This window comes from Cryobacterium sp. TMB1-7 (assembly GCF_004402435.1).
Lineage (GTDB): Bacteria > Actinomycetota > Actinomycetes > Actinomycetales > Microbacteriaceae > Cryobacterium > Cryobacterium zongtaii.
The window spans coordinates 155506-172618 of sequence record NZ_SOFZ01000029.1; the positions used below are offsets into that span (position 1 = coordinate 155506).

Here is a 17113-nt window from a genome sequence, read left to right on the forward strand (position 1 = left end):
AAATGTGCTGCGGTTGATTGGTGTGCGGGTGCGAGCATGCCTGAACGCTCAGGGCCCGGGTGACGTCGGCCCAGGCGACACCGACTCAAGAGACGGGTGCGTCCGCTCGAATGGCGTCGATGCTGCTGCCCAGGATGCTGTCGAGAATACGGTGGGCCACCGACAATTTCGTTCCGTCGGCCTCCATCACTATATCTCCGGCGCCGTCCAGGACCTCGATTTGATTACGTTCGGTGGCGAACCCCTGCGTCCAACCGACCCTGTTGAGTACCAGGAGGTCGCAGCCCTTGCGGAGGATCTTGGTGCGGCCGAGTTCGCGGCGCGCCGTGTCGTCGGCTTCGGTTTCGGCGGCGAACCCCACGATGACCTGACCGGGGCGCCGGTCCTGCACGAGGCCGACGAGCACGTCGGGGTTGCGCACCAGGTCGAGGGTGACCCGGTCTCCCGCCACATCCTTCTTGATCTTGCCGTCCTGCACCTCCGCGGGCCGGTAGTCCGCGACGGCGGCGGCCATGATGACGATGTCGGCGGCTGCGGCGGCGTCCCGCATCGCCTGCTGCAGTTCCAGGGTGGTGCTGACGCTGTGCACGGAAGCGCCGGTCGGTGCAGCGACCTCTAGGTGCGCGGCGACCAGGGTCACGACGGCTCCCCTGGCCAGGGCCGCTTCGGCCAATGCGACGCCCTGGCGCCCGCTGGACCGGTTGCCGAGGAAGCGTACGGGGTCGAGGGGTTCTCGGGTGCCGCCGGCGCTGATCAGCACGTGCCGGCCGGCCAGGTCCGGAACCTGAACACTCGCGGGCGTGTCCGCGCGGTGGGCGGCGAGGGCGGCGAGGGCGGCGTCCACGATGGCGTCGGGTTCTTCCATCCGGCCCTGCCCGGAATCGGAGCCGGTCAACCGGCCGATGCCCGGCCCGACGATGGTGACGCCCCGACGGCGGAGCGTGGCGATGTTGGCCACCGTGGCGGGGTTGTTCCACATCTCGGTGTGCATCGCGGGGGCGATCACGAGCGGGGCGGTGCTGGCGAGGATGGTGTTGCCCAGCAGGTCGTCGGCCAGGCCGAGGGCAATCTTGGCGATGCTGTTGGCGGTGGCAGGGGCGATCACGATGAGGTCGGCGGACTGGCCGATGGCCACGTGACGCACCTCGGCAACGCCCTCGTAGAGGTCGGTGTGCACGGGGTTGCGGGAGATCGCCTCGAGCGTCGGCTTGCCGACGAACCGCAGTGCAGCCTCCGTGGCGACGACGTGGACGTCGTCCCCGAGCAGCACAAAAGCGCGCACGACGTTGACGGCCTTATAGGCAGCGATGCCGCCGGTTACCCCGACGACTATCGTGCGACCAGTCGACATCCTGCGCGCTTACGTGAGAGCTGCGTCGAGTTATTCGACGATGGGCTTCGAGGTGAGCTTGTCCTCGTTGATTTCGCGCAGTGCCACGGAGAGCGGCTTGTCGTCGACGGTGGAGTCGACGAGCGGTCCGACGTTGTCGAACAGGCTGCCTTCGTGAAGGTCTGCGTAGTAGTCGTTGATCTGGCGGGCGCGCTTGGAGGCGAAGATCACCAGGGCGTACTTGGAATCGACCTTGGTGAGCAGGTCGTCGATGGGCGGGTCAATGATGCCAGTGGGCTTGTTGGGCACGCTGTCACACTCCTTCATGCTGTTCAAGCAAAATGTACGGGCTGCGCGGTCATTTCATTGGTTTCCGTGGTCGGAAACCGGACATTGACCACGTTGATGCGCCTGGTCGACGCGAGGAATTCAAGTACAGCGGGCGCTACGACGGCGCCGATGCCTTGCGAATCTGCATCAAGTCTACGACTTCTTCGGCCGCTTCGGCCACGTCGCTGTTTACGACGCGGTAATCGAACTCGCCCTGGGCGGCCAATTCGAGCTTCGCGGTCTCCAGCCGGCGGGCTTGTTCGGCCGAATCCTCGGTGCCGCGCCCGATCAGGCGGCGCACCAGTTCGTCCCAGGTGGGTGGCAGCAGAAAGACCAGACGGGCCTCCGGCATCGCCCGGCGCACCGAGCGGGCACCCTGGATGTCGATCTCGAGCAGAACGCTGTTGCCGTCGGCGATGGCCGCCTCAACGGGGCCGCGCGGGGTGCCGTAGCGGTAGGCATTGTGCACGGTGGCATATTCCAGGAGTTCGCCGGCCTCGATCATCCGGTCGAACTCGGCGTCGTCGACGAAGAAGTAGCTGACGCCCTCGACCTCGCCGGCACGCGGGGCCCTGGTGGTCGCGGATACCGACAGGTGCACCTCGGGGTGGTGCTCACGAATGTGCGCGGCGACGGTTCCTTTGCCGACCGCGGTCGGTCCGGCGAGGACCACGAGCCTGGAGTCCGGCGCACCCCTGCGGGCGGTGGGCCGGGCGGCGAGGAAATCGCGCAGCCGGTCGCGCTGGTGCTTGCCGAGGCCGCCCAGGCGCTTGGACGGCGAGATCTCGAGCCGGGTCATGATGCGCTGCATCTTGGTCACCCCGATTGCGGGGATGCTCACGAGAAGCTCGGTCACCCTCAGCCGGCCCTCCACGCCGTTCGGTTCCTTGACGGCGGCGGCGAGCACGTCGAGGGAGGTACGTTCACCGGCCGCGACCTGTGCTTTCACGGCTGCGCGGGCTCGTCGGGCTGCGACGGCGGCGCGGGAGGCCGCGACGCGGTCGACGTCGGGTGGGGTAGGGCGATTATCAGCCACGGGTCGCTCCAGCTTCGGTTGATCGGCGGGTTATCTCATCGGCCACACGGGCGGGACCGGCGGATATAACGCTGCGCGATTCACTCACGATAACGCCTTGAGCGTATCCGCCAAACAAACCGGCCAGATCGGCGGGATTCGCACCCTGGTGGCCGAAGCCCGGGGCGAGCACCGGGGTGATGACCGGGGCGGCCGGGGCGTGGATGTCGATGCCGAAGTCGGCCAGTGAAACCGTGGCCCCGAGGACCACGCCGATCGACCCGAACGAGCCCGCCGGCACGAGGTCGGCGTTGATGGCGGCAACCTGGTCGAGCACCGACGCCGCCACGGAACGGCCCGCGTGGGCTCCGTCCGTGAGCACGGCCTGCTGCAGGTGGGCGGCCTCCGGATTGGAGGTCGCGGCGAGCAGGAACAGTCCCTTGTGATTGTCCGCGGCGAGGTCAACGGTGCTGTTCAGCGAGCCGACCCCCATGTACGGGTTCACGGTGATGGCGTCGACCTCGAGCGGAGAGCCCTGGCTCAGCCAGGCCTGGCCGTAGGCTTCGACACTGGTGCCCAGGTCGCCGCGTTTGACGTCGGCGATGACCAGGAGGCCCGCCGCTCGCGCGTCGGCGAGCACTCGTTCCAGTGCCAGGTAGCCGGCGGAGCCGAACCGCTCGTAGAACGCCACCTGGGGCTTGACGATGCCCACCCGTCCCGCGGCGGCGGCCACGACAGCCCGGCCGAAGCTTTCGGCCCCTGCGGCGGTGTCCGGCAGGCCCCAATCGGTCAGCAACCAGGAGTGCGGGTCGATGCCGACGCAGAGCCGGCCGAATCGGGCGAAGGCACCGTGCAGCCGTGCACCGAAGGCTTCGGCGCTGGCTACGGGTTCGGCTGGGATCTCTGCGCCGGCTGGAGTCACAGTGCCGCCGCCCGTTTCGCCGCGTACTCCTGCAGGCTGGTGACCTCGAAGCCGGTACGGATCGAGTCGATCGACGCGACGGCGGCGCTCAGCTCCGCGATGGTGGTGAACAGGGGCAGGTCGCCGGCGACGGCGGCGGCGCGGATCTCGTAGCCGTCGGCGCGTGCGGTGCGACCGTTCGGTGTGTTGATCACGATCTGCACCTCCTCGCGCCGGATCAGGTCGACGACGGTGTCCACGGACTCATCGGCCTTTTCGCTGAACTTTGCCACCACTGTGGCCCCGATTCCGTTCCGCTGCAAAACTTCGGCGGTTCCCTCGGTGGCCATGATCGTGTAGCCCAGCTGCGAGAGGCGCAGCATCGGCAGGATCACAGCGCGCTTGTCCCGGTCGGAGACCGACACGAAGACCGTTCCGGTGAGCGGGATTCCGCCGTAGGCGGCGAGCTGGCTTTTGGCGAACGCCCGCGGGAAGTCGCGGTCGATACCCATGACCTCTCCGGTGGAACGCATCTCCGGGCCGAGCACCGAGTCGACGATGAGGCCTTCCTTGGTGCGGAACCTGTTGAATGGCAGCACCGCTTCCTTCACGGCGACCGGCGAGTCCATCGGCACTCGGGAACCGTCGATCAGCGGCAGTTGGCCGTTGGCCTTGAGCTCGGCGATGGTGGTGCCGACCATGATCAGCGAGGCGGCCTTGGCCAGCGTGATACCGAGCGCCTTGGCGACGAACGGGACGGTGCGGGACGCGCGCGGGTTGGCTTCGAGCACGTAGAGCACCCCGGCGCCGATGGCGAACTGCACGTTCAGCAGTCCGCGCACGCCGATGCCCTGGGCGATGGCCAGGGTCGCGTCGCGGACCCTGTCGATCTCGGCGCGGCCGAGGGTGACCGGCGGCAGGGTGCAGCTGGAGTCACCGGAGTGCACGCCGGCCTCTTCGATGTGTTCCATCACGCCGCCGATGTAGAGCTCGTGGCCGTCGTAGATGGCGTCGACGTCGATCTCGATGGCGTCGTCGAGGAAGCGGTCCACCAGCAACGGGTGCGACGGGCCGATGATGCCCTGGCCTTGCATGCGTGTGAAGTAGTCGGCCAGGGAGGCACTGTCGTAGATGATCTCCATGCCGCGGCCGCCGAGCACGTAGCTGGGGCGCACGAGCACCGGGTAGCCGATCTCCTCGGCCACGACGACGGCGCCGCTGTAGTCGGTGGCCACCCCGTTGCGGGGCGCGAGCAGGCCGGCGTCGGCGAGGATGCCGCTGAACAGGCCACGTTCCTCGGCCAGGTCGATCGCCGTCGGGGAGGTGCCCAGGATCGGGATGCCTGCGGCTTCCAGTCCCTTGGCCAGGCCCAGCGCGGTCTGGCCGCCGAGCTGCACGACCACGCCGACGAGTTCGCCGCTCTGGCTTTCGGCGTGGATGATCTCCAGCACGTCTTCCAGGGTGAGCGGCTCGAAGTAGAGCCTGTCGCTGGTGTCGTAGTCGGTGGAGACCGTCTCCGGGTTGCAGTTGATCATGATGGTTTCGTAACCGGCCTCGGAGAGGGCGAACGAGGCGTGCACGCAGGAGTAGTCGAACTCGACGCCCTGGCCGATCCGGTTCGGGCCGGACCCGAGGATGACGACCTTCCTGCGGTCGGACGGGACGACCTCGGTCTCCTGGTCGTAGCTCGAGTAGTGGTACGGGGTGAGGGCGGGGAATTCGCCGGCGCAGGTGTCGACGGTCTTGAACACCGGGCGTACGCCGAGGATGTGCCGGACCTTGCGCACATCCGCTTCGCCGAAGCCGCGGAGCTCGCCGATCTGGGCGTCGGAGAAGCCGTGGTCCTTGGCGGTGCGCAAGATCTCGGTGTCGAGGGTGTCCGAGGCGGCGACGGCATCGGCGATCTCGTTGATGAGCACGATCTGGTCGAGGAACCACGGGTCGATCTTGGTGGCTGCGAAGAGCTGCTCGATGGTGGCGCCCTTGCGCAGCGCTTGCTGCACGGTGACGATGCGCCCGTCGGTGGGAACCTCGGCGATTTCGAGGAGCTCCTCGACCGTGCGGGTCTCCGCACCCCAGTGGAAGGAGGAGCCGCGCTTTTCGAGCGAGCGGAGCGCCTTCTGCAGGGCTGAGGCGTAGTTGCGGCCGATGGCCATGGCCTCACCGACCGACTTCATGGTGGTGGTCAGGCGCTGGTCGGCCTTGGGGAATTTCTCGAACGCGAACCTGGGCACCTTGACGACGACGTAGTCCAGGGTGGGTTCGAAGCTGGCCGGGGTCACCTTGGTGATGTCGTTGGGGATCTCGTCGAGGCGGTAGCCGAGGGCCAGCTTCGCGGCGATCTTGGCGATCGGGAATCCGGTGGCCTTGCTGGCCAGTGCCGAGGAGCGGGACACCCGCGGGTTCATCTCGATCACGATGATGCGGCCGTTGGCCGGGTCGATGGCGAACTGGATGTTGCAGCCGCCGGTGTCGACGCCGACGGCGCGGATGATGTCGATGCCGATGTCGCGCAGCTTCTGGTACTCGCGGTCGGTGAGGGTGAGCGCCGGCGCGACGGTGATGGAGTCGCCGGTGTGCACGCCGACGGGGTCGACGTTTTCGATCGAGCAGACGACCACCGTGTTGTCGGCGGTGTCGCGCATCATCTCGAGCTCGTATTCCTTCCAGCCGAGGATGGACTCCTCCAGGAGCACCTCGGTGGTCGGGCTCTGGTGCAGGCCGTCGCCGACGATGCGGCGGAGCTCGGCTTCGGTGTACGCGAAGCCGGAGCCCAGGCCGCCCATGGTGAAGGACGGGCGCACCACGAGTGGGTAGCCGAGGTCCTCGGCGAAGCCGACGGCCTCTTCCACGGTGTGCGCGATGTAGGACTTGGCTACGTCAGCGCCGGCGTCGAGCACCAGCTGCTTGAAGATCTGGCGGTCTTCACCCTTGTTGATCGCTTCGAAGCTGGCGCCGATGAGCTCGACGTTGTACTTGGTGAGGATCCCGCGCTCGTGTAGGGCGATGGCCGCGTTGAGGGCCGTCTGGCCGCCCAGGGTCGGCAGGATCGCATCCGGACGCTCCTTGGCGATGATGGTCTCGAGGATCTCCGGGGTGATCGGCTCGATGTACGTCGCGTCGGCGAAGTCGGGGTCGGTCATGATGGTGGCCGGGTTGGAGTTGACCAGGATGACCCGGACGCCCTCCTCGCGGAGGACCCGGCAGGCCTGGGTGCCCGAGTAGTCGAACTCGCAGGCCTGACCGATGACGATCGGGCCGCTTCCGATGACGAGGACGCTGTTGATATCGTCGCGCTTGGGCATTACTTGGCGTCTCCTGCTCCGGCGGCCGCGTGCGCGACCACCACATCCCTGAACCTGTCGAAAAGATAGTTGGCGTCGTGCGGGCCGGCCGCGGACTCCGGGTGGTACTGCACCGAGAAGGCCGGGATGTCCAGGCACCTGATGCCCTCGACGACCTGGTCGTTGAGGCTGTAGTGGCTGACCTCCACGCGGCCGAATCCGGTGGAGGATTCGCTGATGCCCTCGATGGGCATGTCCACGGCGAAGCCGTGGTTCTGCGAGGTGATCTCGACCCGGCCGGTGGCCTTGTCGAGCACCGGCTGGTTGATGCCGCGGTGGCCGAACGGCAGCTTGTAGGTGCCGAAGCCGAGGGCACGGCCCAGCAGCTGGTTGCCGAAGCAGATGCCGAAGTACGGCACGCCGGCGCGCATCACTTCCTGCAGCAGGGTCACGTGGGCGTCGCTGGCGGCGGGGTCACCGGGGCCGTTCGAGAAGAACAGGGCGGTCGGGTTCAGCGAGAGCACGTGCTCCGCGGTGATCGACTGCGGGAGCACCAGGACCTCGAAGCCGCGCTCGGCGAGGTAGTTGAGGGTAGAGGTCTTGACGCCGAGGTCAAGCACGGCGACAGAGCCGATGCGTTCGCCCTGCGCCGGAATCGAGTACGGCTCGACGGTGGAGACAGCGTCGGACAGGTTTCGGCCGCGCATGCTGGCCCCGCCGCGGACGAGTTCGAGCTGTTCGCCCTCGGAGAGCTCATAGCCGTCGCCGGAGAAGATGCCGCTGCGCATGGAACCGAGCGAGCGGATGTGCCGGGTGACGGCGCGGGTGTCGATGCCGCTGATGCCCACGACCCCGTTCGACTCGAGGTCGGCGTCGAGGGTGCGCTGGGAACGGAAGTTCGACGGTATTCTGGCGGGCTCGCGCACCACAAAACCGGAGACCCAGATGCGGGAGGATTCCATGTCGTCGTCGTTGGCGCCGGTGTTACCGATGTGCGGCGCGGTCATCAGCACGATCTGGCCGGCGTAGGAGGGGTCGGTGAGAGTCTCCTGGTAGCCGGTCATGCCGGTGGCGAAGACGATCTCGCCGAGGGTCTGGCCGAGGCTGCCGTAGGCGCGTCCCACGTATCGGCTGCCGTCTTCGAGGACGAGTACGGCCGGGGCCGGTGTGGTTGTTGGGTAGCTCACGGGCTACACCTCACTTTCTTCGGTGCCGAATTCTGTCTTGCCAGGTTCTGTTGTGGCGGGTTCTGTCGTGCCGGGTTCTGTCGTGCCGGGTTCTGCAGTGATGGATCTGATCGCTTCGGTGATGGCCCGCCGGTCGACGGGGTCGCTGAAACGGAAGTAGCTGTCGACACCGGTGGGGGTGTCGGGGTCCGTGGTGTCAACGCCGACAGAGTTCAGCCGCCAGCCGAGCAGCAGTAGGCCGCCGGGCTCGACCACCCGGTCGATGGCGACGGTGGCGTCGGCGACGAGCTGCACGGCATCCGCCGGGATGAACAGGGCGGGCGAGCCGGCGAGTTCGATCAGCACGCCCTTCTCGGTGACGGTCACGCCGCCGCGGGCACGGAAGCCGAGCCCGGGGATGTTCAGGCGTTCCAACGGTGTGTCGCGGGGGGTGGTGGCGACGTACAGGGCTGCGGCGGAGGCCAGTTCACGGCCGCGATCGGCGGGCTGCGGGTAGCCGGCGGGCAGCGCGGCATCCCGCTTGGTGCGCCGGCGCCAGGAGCGCAACATCAGGGCGAGGACGGCGAGGAGGACCAGCGCCGTGATGATCGTCGCGATCGTGCGGCTACTCATGGGCGCCCCGTACCAACCGACCCCGGGAGGCTTCGATCTGGGCCGTGCTCTGCAGCACGCCGTCGAGCACGGTGGCATAACCGCGGTGGAAGGTGGCCAGCACCTGGCCGGGCAGCGTCATCTGAAGGTAGGGAGAGTTGACGCCCTTGCCGATCAGATTCTCACGGGCGAACACCCGGCGGGCGCTCGGGTCGTAGAGGGTGAGTTCGGCGGGGGCGCCGACAGTGAGCTGTTGGCCCTGGCCCTGGATGCGCCCGATCCGGGCCGGGGTCGTCGACATCACCCTGACGAGGTCGCTCCAGCCGAGGAACCCGGTCTCCACCACGGCGGCGTGGGCCACCGACAGGGCGGATTCGAGGCCGACCATGCCGTTGGCGGCGGCGTCCCATTCACAGTCCTTGGACTCGACGGGGTGCGGGGCGTGGTCGGTGGCGATGATGTCGATGGTGCCGTCGGCCAGACCCTGGCGCAGGGCTTCGACGTCTTCGCGGCGGCGGAGCGGCGGGTTCACCTTGTAGCGGGCGTCGTAACCGGCCACGAGTTCCTCGGTGAGCAGCAGGTGGTGCGGGGTGACCTCCGCGGTCACATTGATGCCGCGGGCCTTGGCCCAACGCACCACGTCGACGGCACCGGCGGTGGAGAGGTGGCAGACGTGCAGGCGCGAACCCACGTGTTCGGCCAGCAGTACGTCGCGGGCGATGATCGATTCCTCGGCGACGGCGGGCCAGCCGGTGAGGCCGAGCTCGCTGGAGAGGGCGCCCTCGTTCATCTGTGCGCCAACCGTGAGGCGCGGTTCCTGGGAGTGCTGGGCGACGACACCGTCGAAGGCCTTGACGTACTCGAGGGCCCGGCGCATCAGGAGCGGGTCGGAGACGCAGAAGCCGTCGTCGGAGAACACTCGCACATTGGCGCGGCTTGTGGCCATGGCGCCGAGTTCGGCGAGGCGTTCACCGGCCAGGCCGACGGTGACGGCACCGATCGGCTGCACCGTCACGTAGCCGGCGCTCTCCCCCAGCGCGAGCACCTGCTCGACGACGCCGGCGGTGTCCTGAACGGGTGAGGTGTTCGCCATGGCGAATACCGTGGTGAACCCGCCGATGGCTGCCGCCTGGCTGCCGGTGAGTACGGTTTCGCTCTGCTCGTAGCCGGGTTCGCGGAGGTGCGTGTGCAGGTCGACCAGGCCGGGCAGTGCGAGGAGCCCGTCGGCGTCGATCACGGTCGCGCCGGCATCCGACAGCTGGGTGCCGGTCGCGGTGATGACACCGTCGGCCAGCAGCAGGTCGGTGGTGGTTCCGTCGCTCAGCTGTGCTCCACGCACAAGGTAGCGTTCGCTCGACATTTCAGTGATCCTCTCGGTCGCCCGATAACAACAGGTACAGCGCGGCCATGCGCACTGATACCCCGTTTGCGACCTGTTCGCGCACGGTGGACCGGTCGGAGTCGGCCGCGGCGGAGGAGATCTCCAGGCCGCGATTCATCGGTCCGGGGTGCATGACAATGCTATGCGACGACAGCCGGGCGAATCGCTCGTCGTCCAGGCCCCAGCGGCGGGAGTACTCGCGGCTGTTCGGGAAGAACGCGGCGTTCATCCGCTCGGCCTGGATGCGCAGCATCATCACCACATCGGGGCCGGCGTCGATGGCCGCGTCGAGGTCGTAGCCGATAGCGGCCGGCCAGGCCGACGTGTCGGCGGGCACCAGGGTGGGCGGTGCGATGAAGGTGACGTGTGCGCCGAGGGTGTTCAGCAGCCACAGGTTGGAGCGGGCGACCCTGGAGTGCAGGATGTCGCCGACGATGGTGACGGTGACGCCGTCGAGCCCGCGGCCGCGGGAGGCCCCATCGTGGAGGCGGCGGCGGATGGTGAATGCGTCGAGCAAGGCCTGGGTGGGATGTTCGTGGGTACCGTCGCCGGCGTTGATGATGCCGGCGTCGATCCAGCCGCTGCCGGCCAGCACCTGCGGGGCTCCTGACGCGGGGTGCCGGATGACGACGCCGTCAGCGCCCATGGCGGCGAGGGTCTGGGCGGTGTCCTTGAGGCTTTCGCCCTTGGAGACGCTGGAGCCCTTGGCGCTGAAGTTGATCACGTCGGCGCTGAGTCGCTTGGCGGCGGCCTCGAAGGAGATGCGGGTGCGGGTGGAGTCCTCGAAGAAGAGGTTCACCACGGTCTTGCCGCGCAGGGTCGGGAGTTTCTTGACCTCCCGGTTGGCCACATCGGCCATGTCTTCGGCGATGTCGAGCAGGCTGATGGCCTCGTCGCGGCTCAGCGCCTTGGTGGAGAGCAGGTGTCTCATGACTCCATTCCTCCCTCAATGCTGACGAACTCATCGCCGTCGACCTCGGTGACGTGCACGTTGATGCGTTCGTGCGTGGCGCTGGGCAGGTTCTTGCCCACGAAGTCGGCGCGGATCGGCAGCTCGCGGTGGCCGCGGTCCACCAGGACGGCCAGCCGCACGACGCTGGGGCGGCCGTGGTCGCCGAGGGCGTCCAGGGCGGCGCGGATGGTGCGGCCGGAGTAGAGCACGTCGTCGACCAGGACCACGGTGGCACCGTCGATGCTGCCCGGCACCTGGGTGGGCGCGGGGGTACGGGTGCGGGTGTGCGCGAGGTCGTCACGGTACATGGTCACGTCGAGAGAGCCGACGCGCACGGCGGCGGATGCCGGTTCGATGCGCTGGATGATCTCGGCTATCCGCTGGGCGAGGGCTACTCCCCTGGTGGGGATGCCCAGAATGACCAGGTTCTCGCTTCCACGATTGGACTCCAGGATCTCGTGCGAGATCCGAGTCAACGCTCGGGTGATGTCAGCCTGGGTGAGCACGGTGCGCTCCGTCAAACCGACCTCCTTTCCCGTCTCACAGGACGGCTCTTAAAGTAGGTCATTAGTACCTTTAGACCCTAGCATCCCCGTCCCGGAACCTTCTGCAGTGTCGGTGGTAGGTGAGACGATCTCATCATGAGTAACCCCGACCAGGCAGTACCGCCCGCTCCGGATGCTGACGACCGCTCTCCGGAGTCCGCTCCACCTGGCTCCACCCCCTGCCCTGTCGACCCGACCGCTTTCGGGCCGGACGTCCCCAACCCGGCCCTGGACGAGTTGGTCTGCTCGGAGCTGGCCCGCCGCACTGAGCTGATCGCGGTCGAGGCCCGCGCCATCGCCATCGCGCAGGCCCGGCAGGCCGAGTTCCTCGTCGCTCTGCAGGGCTGGAGTGAGGACCCGCTCGTTTCCTCGCGCCTGCACGGCAACCCGGAGAGCATCCGGCTGGCCGACGTGAACGCGGCCACCCTGACCGAGGACCAAGCCCGCGCGGCCGCCTATAGCCGGTGGGAGGACCGGGACGTGGCCCGCCGCACGATTGTGAGTGAGACCGCCTGCCTGCTGCGCCTGTCTGAACGCACCGTGGAGCACCTGATGGATCAGTCCCTCTGGCTCCTGGCCGCCCCGGCGACCTTCGAGGCCCTCTCGACCGGAGAGATCAGTTACCGGCACGCCACCGCGCTCGTCGATCAGATGCGCACCCTGCCGATGGAGGACCAGGCGGCGTTCGAAGAGAAGGTGCTGCCCGAGGCCAAGCGCCTGCCGGTGGGCCGGTTCATCGACAAGGCCCGCCGGTTGCGGGAGCGGCTGCACCCGGAGTCGATCGTGACCCGCAGCACGAACGCCCTGACCGAACGGCACAGCCGGTGGGAGGCCGCCCCGGACGGGATGGGCTGGTTGCATTGGTACGGCACCGCCCACGACACCAAGGCCGCCTACGACCGGATCAACACGATGGCCGTGAAGCTCAAGCACCTCGGCGACCCGAGCCCGGCCGACCAAACGGATGACGCCAGCAGCAACGGTGCCGCCTTCGGCATCGCGCAGGACCCGGCCGACGACTCCCCGACCCGCACCCTCGACCAGCTCCGCGCCGACATCACCGCCGCCCTGCTGCTGGACGGAATCACGCCCGACGGGATGGGCGCCGGCATCCGCGGCACCGTCATGGTCACCGTGCCCGTGCTCACCCTGCTGGGGTTGGACGAGGAACCCGGCGCCCTCGAAGGGTACGGGCCCATCTCACCGGAGGCCGCGCGGGAGATCGCCGGGCACGCACCGAGCTTCACCCGGCTGCTGACCCACCCGGAGACCGGGGTGGTGCTCTCGCTGGGCAAAACCCAGCACAAGAACACCAAGGCCATGAAGATGTACCTGCGGGTGCGCGATGAAACCTGCCGGTTCCCGGGCTGCTCCCGACCCGCGGTGACCAGCGACGTCGATCACACCGACCCCTGGGCCGGCGGCGGCAACACCGACAGTGACAACCTTGCCCACCTCTGCGAACCCCACCACCGACTCAAACACCTCTCCCAGTGGCGGGTCACGCAGGAACCAGGTGGGATCCTGCACTGGACCTCACCGGGCAAACGCAGCTACCGCACCGACCCCGCCAACCCAGTCGGACCACCCCGACCCCGACCACCGGTCGTGGGGCCGAAGACCCGGAGGCGGCCCGCCGACGAGAGTTACCTGATGCCCCGGCAGCGGCCGAGTCGGAAGCCGACCCCACCGGCACCCGAGAACCCACCGTTCTAAGGCCCACAAGCCCGCGCTCGTTGAAGCGGATGTCTCGATGCGTCGCAGACCTCGCGCAACCACCTCGGGGTGACTACCCTGCCTTGCGACACAACTCCGCGATCTGCGATGCAGCGCGCCCGTGGCGCCAGGAGGTGATCTGATGAGCCCCGCTGACAACGACCGTCCTCAGGACCGGCACGGTGACCCACCCGACGACCAGCGTCCGGTTCCGGCTGACGACCCGGCGAACGATGTACCCGTCGACCCGATGGTGGACGCAGCCGCTGACGTCCCAACCGCCGAGCCTGAACCTGCCGGCACCCACCGTCAGAACCGGCGCGAAGCCACCGGGCATGCATCGACGGCCAGGTCCGAGTCGCGGGAACCCTCGAACGTCGACTCGGAGGTCGGCGCGCCGGCCGGACCCATCAGCTTCGTGCGGCGACGCGAGATCGAGGCCGTGCACGATGAGATCGAGCTCACCACGGGCGACGCGGTCCGCACCCTCGTCGGCGTGAAGAAATATCGTGAGGCCCTGTTCGCGAACTATTTCCGTGCGCGTGCGCCCTTCGTCGTCACCTGGCCGGATAACCTCTACATCCCTGCCGACGCCGACTATCGCACCTATTGGAGTTCACCGGCCCCCGACGATCATCGCTTTCGGTATCGGTGGGCGAACGGCCGCGACGGGCAGCCGGATGGCAGCGACGCGTCGGAGAAGACCGGACGACTGTTCAGCTGGGTGAACGTCTCCGCGATGGACTCCGGTGACATCGGATTCGCCGGAACCGGGGTGACGCTCGTGCCCCGGGCCAGCCTCTCGTCGGTGACGGTCACGGCCTCGGTAGACCTGGTCGCCGAGAGCCGGTGGTGGTTCCTGCCGGCCGGACCGATCGGGTTCGCGGCCTTCTCGTACCGGGGCACCGCGTATGTCGCCGGTTGGGAGATCGACCCGATCACCGGGGCCTGGGAGCTGCTGAGCCCGTTCGGCTCTCGGACCCTCTTTGCTTTCGACGAGAGCGGCAAGGGTGGTTCGGCGATCAGTTCACAACGGCATGCTTTCACCGACCTCTCGGTGACCCTCCAGCTGCGCGGGTCCCGGACCTACGCGATCGGCGTGGCCCTGGAGGCGCAGATCTCGTTGGAGTGCCGCGACAAATCGGGGACGCCCTATCGGCCCCAGCCCGCCGACGACGTGAAGCTCTGGGCGTCGATCGCCGGTATGGTTCCGAGCATAACCCTGGCCACCTGAACGGCAGGCTAGCTGGTGACGCCCAGGATGGCGTCGGCGAGAGCCTGCGGGTCGCCGATCGGGCCGTCGTACTGAACTCCGTCGATCAGGACGGTGGGCGTGCCCTGGATCGACGCGATCTCAGCGCCGGGGATCGGGCCGGTCAGCGCGGCATCCGTGTTCTGCTGCGACCAGGCGTGATACTGCTCGCCCGTGACGCACTCGGCGATGGACGAGGCGCCGTCGGACAACGCCACGAGTTCATCGTCGCTGAGGCCGGTGGTGCCCTCGGTCGGCTGATTCGCGAACAGCGCGGCCAGGTAGTCGAGGGTGGACTCGGGGTTGATCGAGGCTTCGCAGGTCAGCGCGGCGGACGCCCGCGTGGAGTACTCGCTGCCCTGCGAGGCTTCGTCGAGGAAGGTCAGCGAGTGCAGTCGCAGGGTGATGCTGCCGTCCTCGACCAGGGCAGCCAGGGTGTCACCGTTGGCGATGTCGAACTGGCCGCAGTACGGGCACATCGGATCGATGTACAGGTCGACCACAGTGCTTCCGGTGCCGACGAGGAGGTAACCCTCGTCGAAATAGGCGGCACCGATCTGACCGGTCGGCCCCGAGGTCGACTCGGATGTCACCGACGAGGTGGCGCCGGCGACAGCGGTGACGAACGCACCCATCGCCGCCGTGAAGAACACGAGCACCACGAGCAGGACCGCCGTGAGGCCGATGCTCGCGTAACCGAGTACGAGCCCGGCGATGGCGAGACCCTTGCCGGCCTCGCCGGTGCGCTTGATCTGGCTGAGCGCGATGTGCCCGGTGATCACGGCTGCGATGTTGCAGCAGAATCCGGTCACCAACGCCACGATCGCGAGGGTGTTCGTGCGCGGCGCAACGGGTCCGGCGTACGGGGTGGTGGGCGCGATGGAGGGCGAAGCCTTGTACGGCGCAGGCGCCGCCGGCTGGTCTCCCGGGTTACCGGCGGGGTACTCGCCAGTGTTTGCGTCGGTGGTCCCGTCGGTGCGTTCCGTCATGTTCTCCCCCTCGTGAATCCGGTCCCGAGCGATGCGCCCGGGACCGGTACTACGTGCTGCTCAAGCCGACGATGCGGTCGGCTTAGGCGGATGGCGCCGTCTGGGCGATGCGCCCGAGAAGTCCATTGACGAACCCGGCCGAGTCATCGGTCGAGAGCACCTTGGCGGCCTCGACGGCCTCGTCGATCGCGACGGCGTGCGGCACGGCGTCGTTGTACAGGATCTCCCAAATGCCGATGCGCAGGATGGCCCGGTCGATCGTGGGCATCCGCGAGAGCGTCCAGCCCTGCGAGTACGTCTCGATCAATTCGTCGATCTCCTCGCGGTGGTCGACGACGCCGTCCACGATGTCCCGGGCGTAGAGCCAGGACACCATGCGGGCCGGTTCGTTGGCGGCGCGCTCGGCCTCCATGGCCAGCGACTGCGGGATCGTGGTCTGACGGATGTCGGCGGCGTACAGGATATCGATGGCGCGCTTGCGCGCCTTGGTGCGGGCGCTCACTAGTTGACGCGGCCGAGGTAGTCACCGTTGCGGGTGTCAACCTTGACCTTGGTGCCCTGCTCGAGGAACAGCGGCACCTGGATCTGGTAGCCGGTCTCGACGGTCGCGGGCTTGGTGCCGCCGGTGGAGCGGTCGCCCTGCAGGCCCGGCTCGGTGTAGGTGATTTCAAGCACGACGGATGCCGGCAGTTCGACGTAGAGCGGGTTGCCGTCGTGCAGAGCGACGGTCACGGCCTGGTTCTCGAGCATGAAGTTGGCGGCATCGCCCACGACGGCGGCGGATACCGTGAGCTGGTCGTAGTCCGAGACGTCCATGAAGACGTACGATTCGCCATCCGCGTAAAGGTACTGGAAGTCGCGACGGTCGACGTTCTCGGTCTCGATCTTGGCGCCGGCGTTGAAGGTGCGGTCGACGGTCTTGCCCGTGACGACGTTCTTCAGCTTGGTGCGCACGAACGCGCCACCCTTGCCGGGCTTGACGTGCTGAAATTCGATGACGGCCCACAGCTGCTTGTCGATGTTGAGGACGACGCCATTTCTAATGTCGGCGGTAGATGCCATGAAGAGGTGTTCCGTTCGATTCAATTGGGAAGGTGCGCGACCAAAGGTCTCAGACGAGTGTAGCCGACACGCCGCGGCGGATCGATTCCGTGCGCCCAGGCGCTCGGGAGGAGGTCAGCCCAGGCGCACGATGTGGTCGAGGGCCAGGCGGTAGGAGTCGAAGCCGAATCCGGCGATGACTCCGGTGGCCACGGCGCTGACCACACTGGTGTGGCGGAAGGTCTCGCGGGCGTGCGGGTTGGAGATGTGGACCTCGACGAGCGGGATACCGGCCTTGGTGACGAGGGCCGCGGCGTCGCGCAGCGCGTAGCTGTAGTGCGTGAACGCGGCCGGGTTGAGCACCACCGGTGTTGTCGTGTCCACGGCTTCGTAGAGCCAGTGGATGAGCTCGGCCTCGTCGTCGGTCTGACGCACATCAACGGTGACGTCCTCCGGTGCGGAATCGGTGAGAAGCGTCCATAGGTCGTCGAGGTCGGCTGAGCCGTAGACGTCAGGCTCCCGGCTGCCGAGGCGTCCGAGATTCGGGCCGTTCAAAACGAGGACTGTGCGCATGGACCCAGCCTAGGCCCGGCCGGGTC

16 protein-coding genes are annotated in these 17113 nt (G+C 67.8%); 2 read left to right on the forward strand and 14 right to left on the reverse strand.

Going from position 1 to position 17113, the window contains the following annotated elements; all coding sequences use genetic code 11:
• Positions 1-85: 85 nt before the first annotated feature.
• The 10 genes from coaBC to pyrR form a co-directional block, all read right to left on the reverse strand.
• Positions 86-1351: a bifunctional phosphopantothenoylcysteine decarboxylase/phosphopantothenate--cysteine ligase CoaBC gene (gene coaBC / locus E3O60_RS13795; protein ID WP_088456279.1), complete on the reverse strand. Its 1266-nt coding sequence runs from the start codon at positions 1349-1351 to the stop codon at positions 86-88.
• Between the two features lie 30 nt (positions 1352-1381).
• Positions 1382-1657, reverse strand: coding sequence for a DNA-directed RNA polymerase subunit omega (gene rpoZ, locus E3O60_RS13800; protein WP_174776231.1), 276 nt, complete (start codon positions 1655-1657; stop codon positions 1382-1384).
• A 118-nt stretch (positions 1658-1775) separates the two neighbouring features.
• Complete coding sequence (gmk, locus tag E3O60_RS13805; RefSeq protein ID WP_103431888.1) at positions 1776-2696, reverse strand: guanylate kinase; 921 nt, start codon at positions 2694-2696, stop codon at positions 1776-1778.
• Positions 2689-3597: an orotidine-5'-phosphate decarboxylase gene (gene pyrF, locus E3O60_RS13810; RefSeq protein WP_241993278.1), complete on the reverse strand. Its 909-nt coding sequence runs from the start codon at positions 3595-3597 to the stop codon at positions 2689-2691. Before pyrF ends, gmk begins: the two co-directional genes overlap by 8 nt.
• Positions 3594-6881, reverse strand: a complete 3288-nt coding sequence (gene carB / locus E3O60_RS13815; RefSeq protein ID WP_088456281.1) for a carbamoyl-phosphate synthase large subunit — start codon at positions 6879-6881, stop codon at positions 3594-3596. The genes pyrF and carB overlap by 4 nt, the downstream gene beginning before the upstream one ends.
• The gene (carA, locus tag E3O60_RS13820) at positions 6881-8047 is read right to left on the reverse strand and encodes a glutamine-hydrolyzing carbamoyl-phosphate synthase small subunit (RefSeq protein WP_088456282.1); all 1167 of its coding nucleotides are present in this window, start codon (positions 8045-8047) and stop codon (positions 6881-6883) included. Before carA ends, carB begins: the two co-directional genes overlap by 1 nt.
• A 3-nt stretch (positions 8048-8050) precedes the next feature.
• Positions 8051-8659 carry a hypothetical protein gene (locus E3O60_RS13825; protein ID WP_134498405.1) on the reverse strand — a complete coding sequence of 203 codons (609 nt, stop codon included), beginning with the start codon at positions 8657-8659 and terminating at the stop codon, positions 8051-8053.
• A complete protein-coding gene (locus E3O60_RS13830; RefSeq protein WP_134498407.1) occupies positions 8652-9998 on the reverse strand; it encodes a dihydroorotase in 1347 nt (448 codons plus the stop codon). Before E3O60_RS13830 ends, E3O60_RS13825 begins: the two co-directional genes overlap by 8 nt.
• Before the next feature lies 1 nt (position 9999).
• A complete protein-coding gene (locus tag E3O60_RS13835) occupies positions 10000-10950 on the reverse strand; it encodes an aspartate carbamoyltransferase catalytic subunit (RefSeq protein ID WP_088456285.1) in 951 nt (316 codons plus the stop codon).
• Positions 10947-11492, reverse strand: a complete 546-nt coding sequence (gene pyrR / locus E3O60_RS13840) for a bifunctional pyr operon transcriptional regulator/uracil phosphoribosyltransferase PyrR (protein WP_088456286.1) — start codon at positions 11490-11492, stop codon at positions 10947-10949. The genes E3O60_RS13835 and pyrR overlap by 4 nt, the downstream gene beginning before the upstream one ends.
• Before the next feature lie 120 nt (positions 11493-11612).
• On the opposite strand from pyrR, the gene E3O60_RS13845 reads away from it, so the two are divergent.
• On the forward strand, positions 11613-13232 hold the full coding sequence (locus tag E3O60_RS13845) for an HNH endonuclease signature motif containing protein (RefSeq protein WP_134498409.1): 1620 nt from the start codon (positions 11613-11615) through the stop codon (positions 13230-13232).
• A gap of 142 nt (positions 13233-13374) precedes the next feature.
• A complete protein-coding gene (locus E3O60_RS13850; protein ID WP_088456288.1) occupies positions 13375-14466 on the forward strand; it encodes a hypothetical protein in 1092 nt (363 codons plus the stop codon).
• Positions 14467-14474: 8 nt separating this feature from the next.
• On the opposite strand, the gene E3O60_RS13855 is transcribed toward E3O60_RS13850, so the two are convergent.
• The 4 genes from E3O60_RS13855 to aroQ form a co-directional block, all read right to left on the reverse strand.
• Positions 14475-15473: a DUF4190 domain-containing protein gene (locus E3O60_RS13855; protein WP_134498411.1), complete on the reverse strand. Its 999-nt coding sequence runs from the start codon at positions 15471-15473 to the stop codon at positions 14475-14477.
• Positions 15474-15555: 82 nt separating this feature from the next.
• Positions 15556-15975: a transcription antitermination factor NusB gene (gene nusB / locus E3O60_RS13860; RefSeq protein ID WP_088456290.1), complete on the reverse strand. Its 420-nt coding sequence runs from the start codon at positions 15973-15975 to the stop codon at positions 15556-15558.
• Complete coding sequence (gene efp / locus E3O60_RS13865) at positions 15975-16535, reverse strand: elongation factor P (protein WP_088456291.1); 561 nt, start codon at positions 16533-16535, stop codon at positions 15975-15977. Before efp ends, nusB begins: the two co-directional genes overlap by 1 nt.
• Before the next feature lie 114 nt (positions 16536-16649).
• A complete protein-coding gene (gene aroQ, locus E3O60_RS13870) occupies positions 16650-17087 on the reverse strand; it encodes a type II 3-dehydroquinate dehydratase (RefSeq protein WP_088456292.1) in 438 nt (145 codons plus the stop codon).
• Positions 17088-17113 lie beyond the last annotated feature (26 nt).

What these genes read in the sequence shown, in the direction of transcription:
- coaBC (WP_088456279.1), bottom strand. Translation starts at nt 1,351, where the DNA reads ATGTCGACTGGTCGCACGATAGTCGTCGGGGTAACCGGCGGCATCGCT.
- rpoZ (WP_174776231.1), bottom strand. Translation starts at nt 1,657, where the DNA reads ATGAAGGAGTGTGACAGCGTGCCCAACAAGCCCACTGGCATCATTGAC.
- carB (WP_088456281.1), bottom strand. Translation starts at nt 6,881, where the DNA reads ATGCCCAAGCGCGACGATATCAACAGCGTCCTCGTCATCGGAAGCGGC.
- E3O60_RS13825 (WP_134498405.1), bottom strand. Translation starts at nt 8,659, where the DNA reads ATGAGTAGCCGCACGATCGCGACGATCATCACGGCGCTGGTCCTCCTC.
- E3O60_RS13830 (WP_134498407.1), bottom strand. Translation starts at nt 9,998, where the DNA reads ATGTCGAGCGAACGCTACCTTGTGCGTGGAGCACAGCTGAGCGACGGA.
- E3O60_RS13835 (WP_088456285.1), bottom strand. Translation starts at nt 10,950, where the DNA reads ATGAGACACCTGCTCTCCACCAAGGCGCTGAGCCGCGACGAGGCCATC.
- E3O60_RS13845 (WP_134498409.1), top strand. Translation starts at nt 11,613, where the DNA reads ATGAGTAACCCCGACCAGGCAGTACCGCCCGCTCCGGATGCTGACGAC.
- E3O60_RS13850 (WP_088456288.1), top strand. Translation starts at nt 13,375, where the DNA reads ATGAGCCCCGCTGACAACGACCGTCCTCAGGACCGGCACGGTGACCCA.
- E3O60_RS13855 (WP_134498411.1), bottom strand. Translation starts at nt 15,473, where the DNA reads ATGACGGAACGCACCGACGGGACCACCGACGCAAACACTGGCGAGTAC.
- efp (WP_088456291.1), bottom strand. Translation starts at nt 16,535, where the DNA reads ATGGCATCTACCGCCGACATTAGAAATGGCGTCGTCCTCAACATCGAC.
- aroQ (WP_088456292.1), bottom strand. Translation starts at nt 17,087, where the DNA reads ATGCGCACAGTCCTCGTTTTGAACGGCCCGAATCTCGGACGCCTCGGC.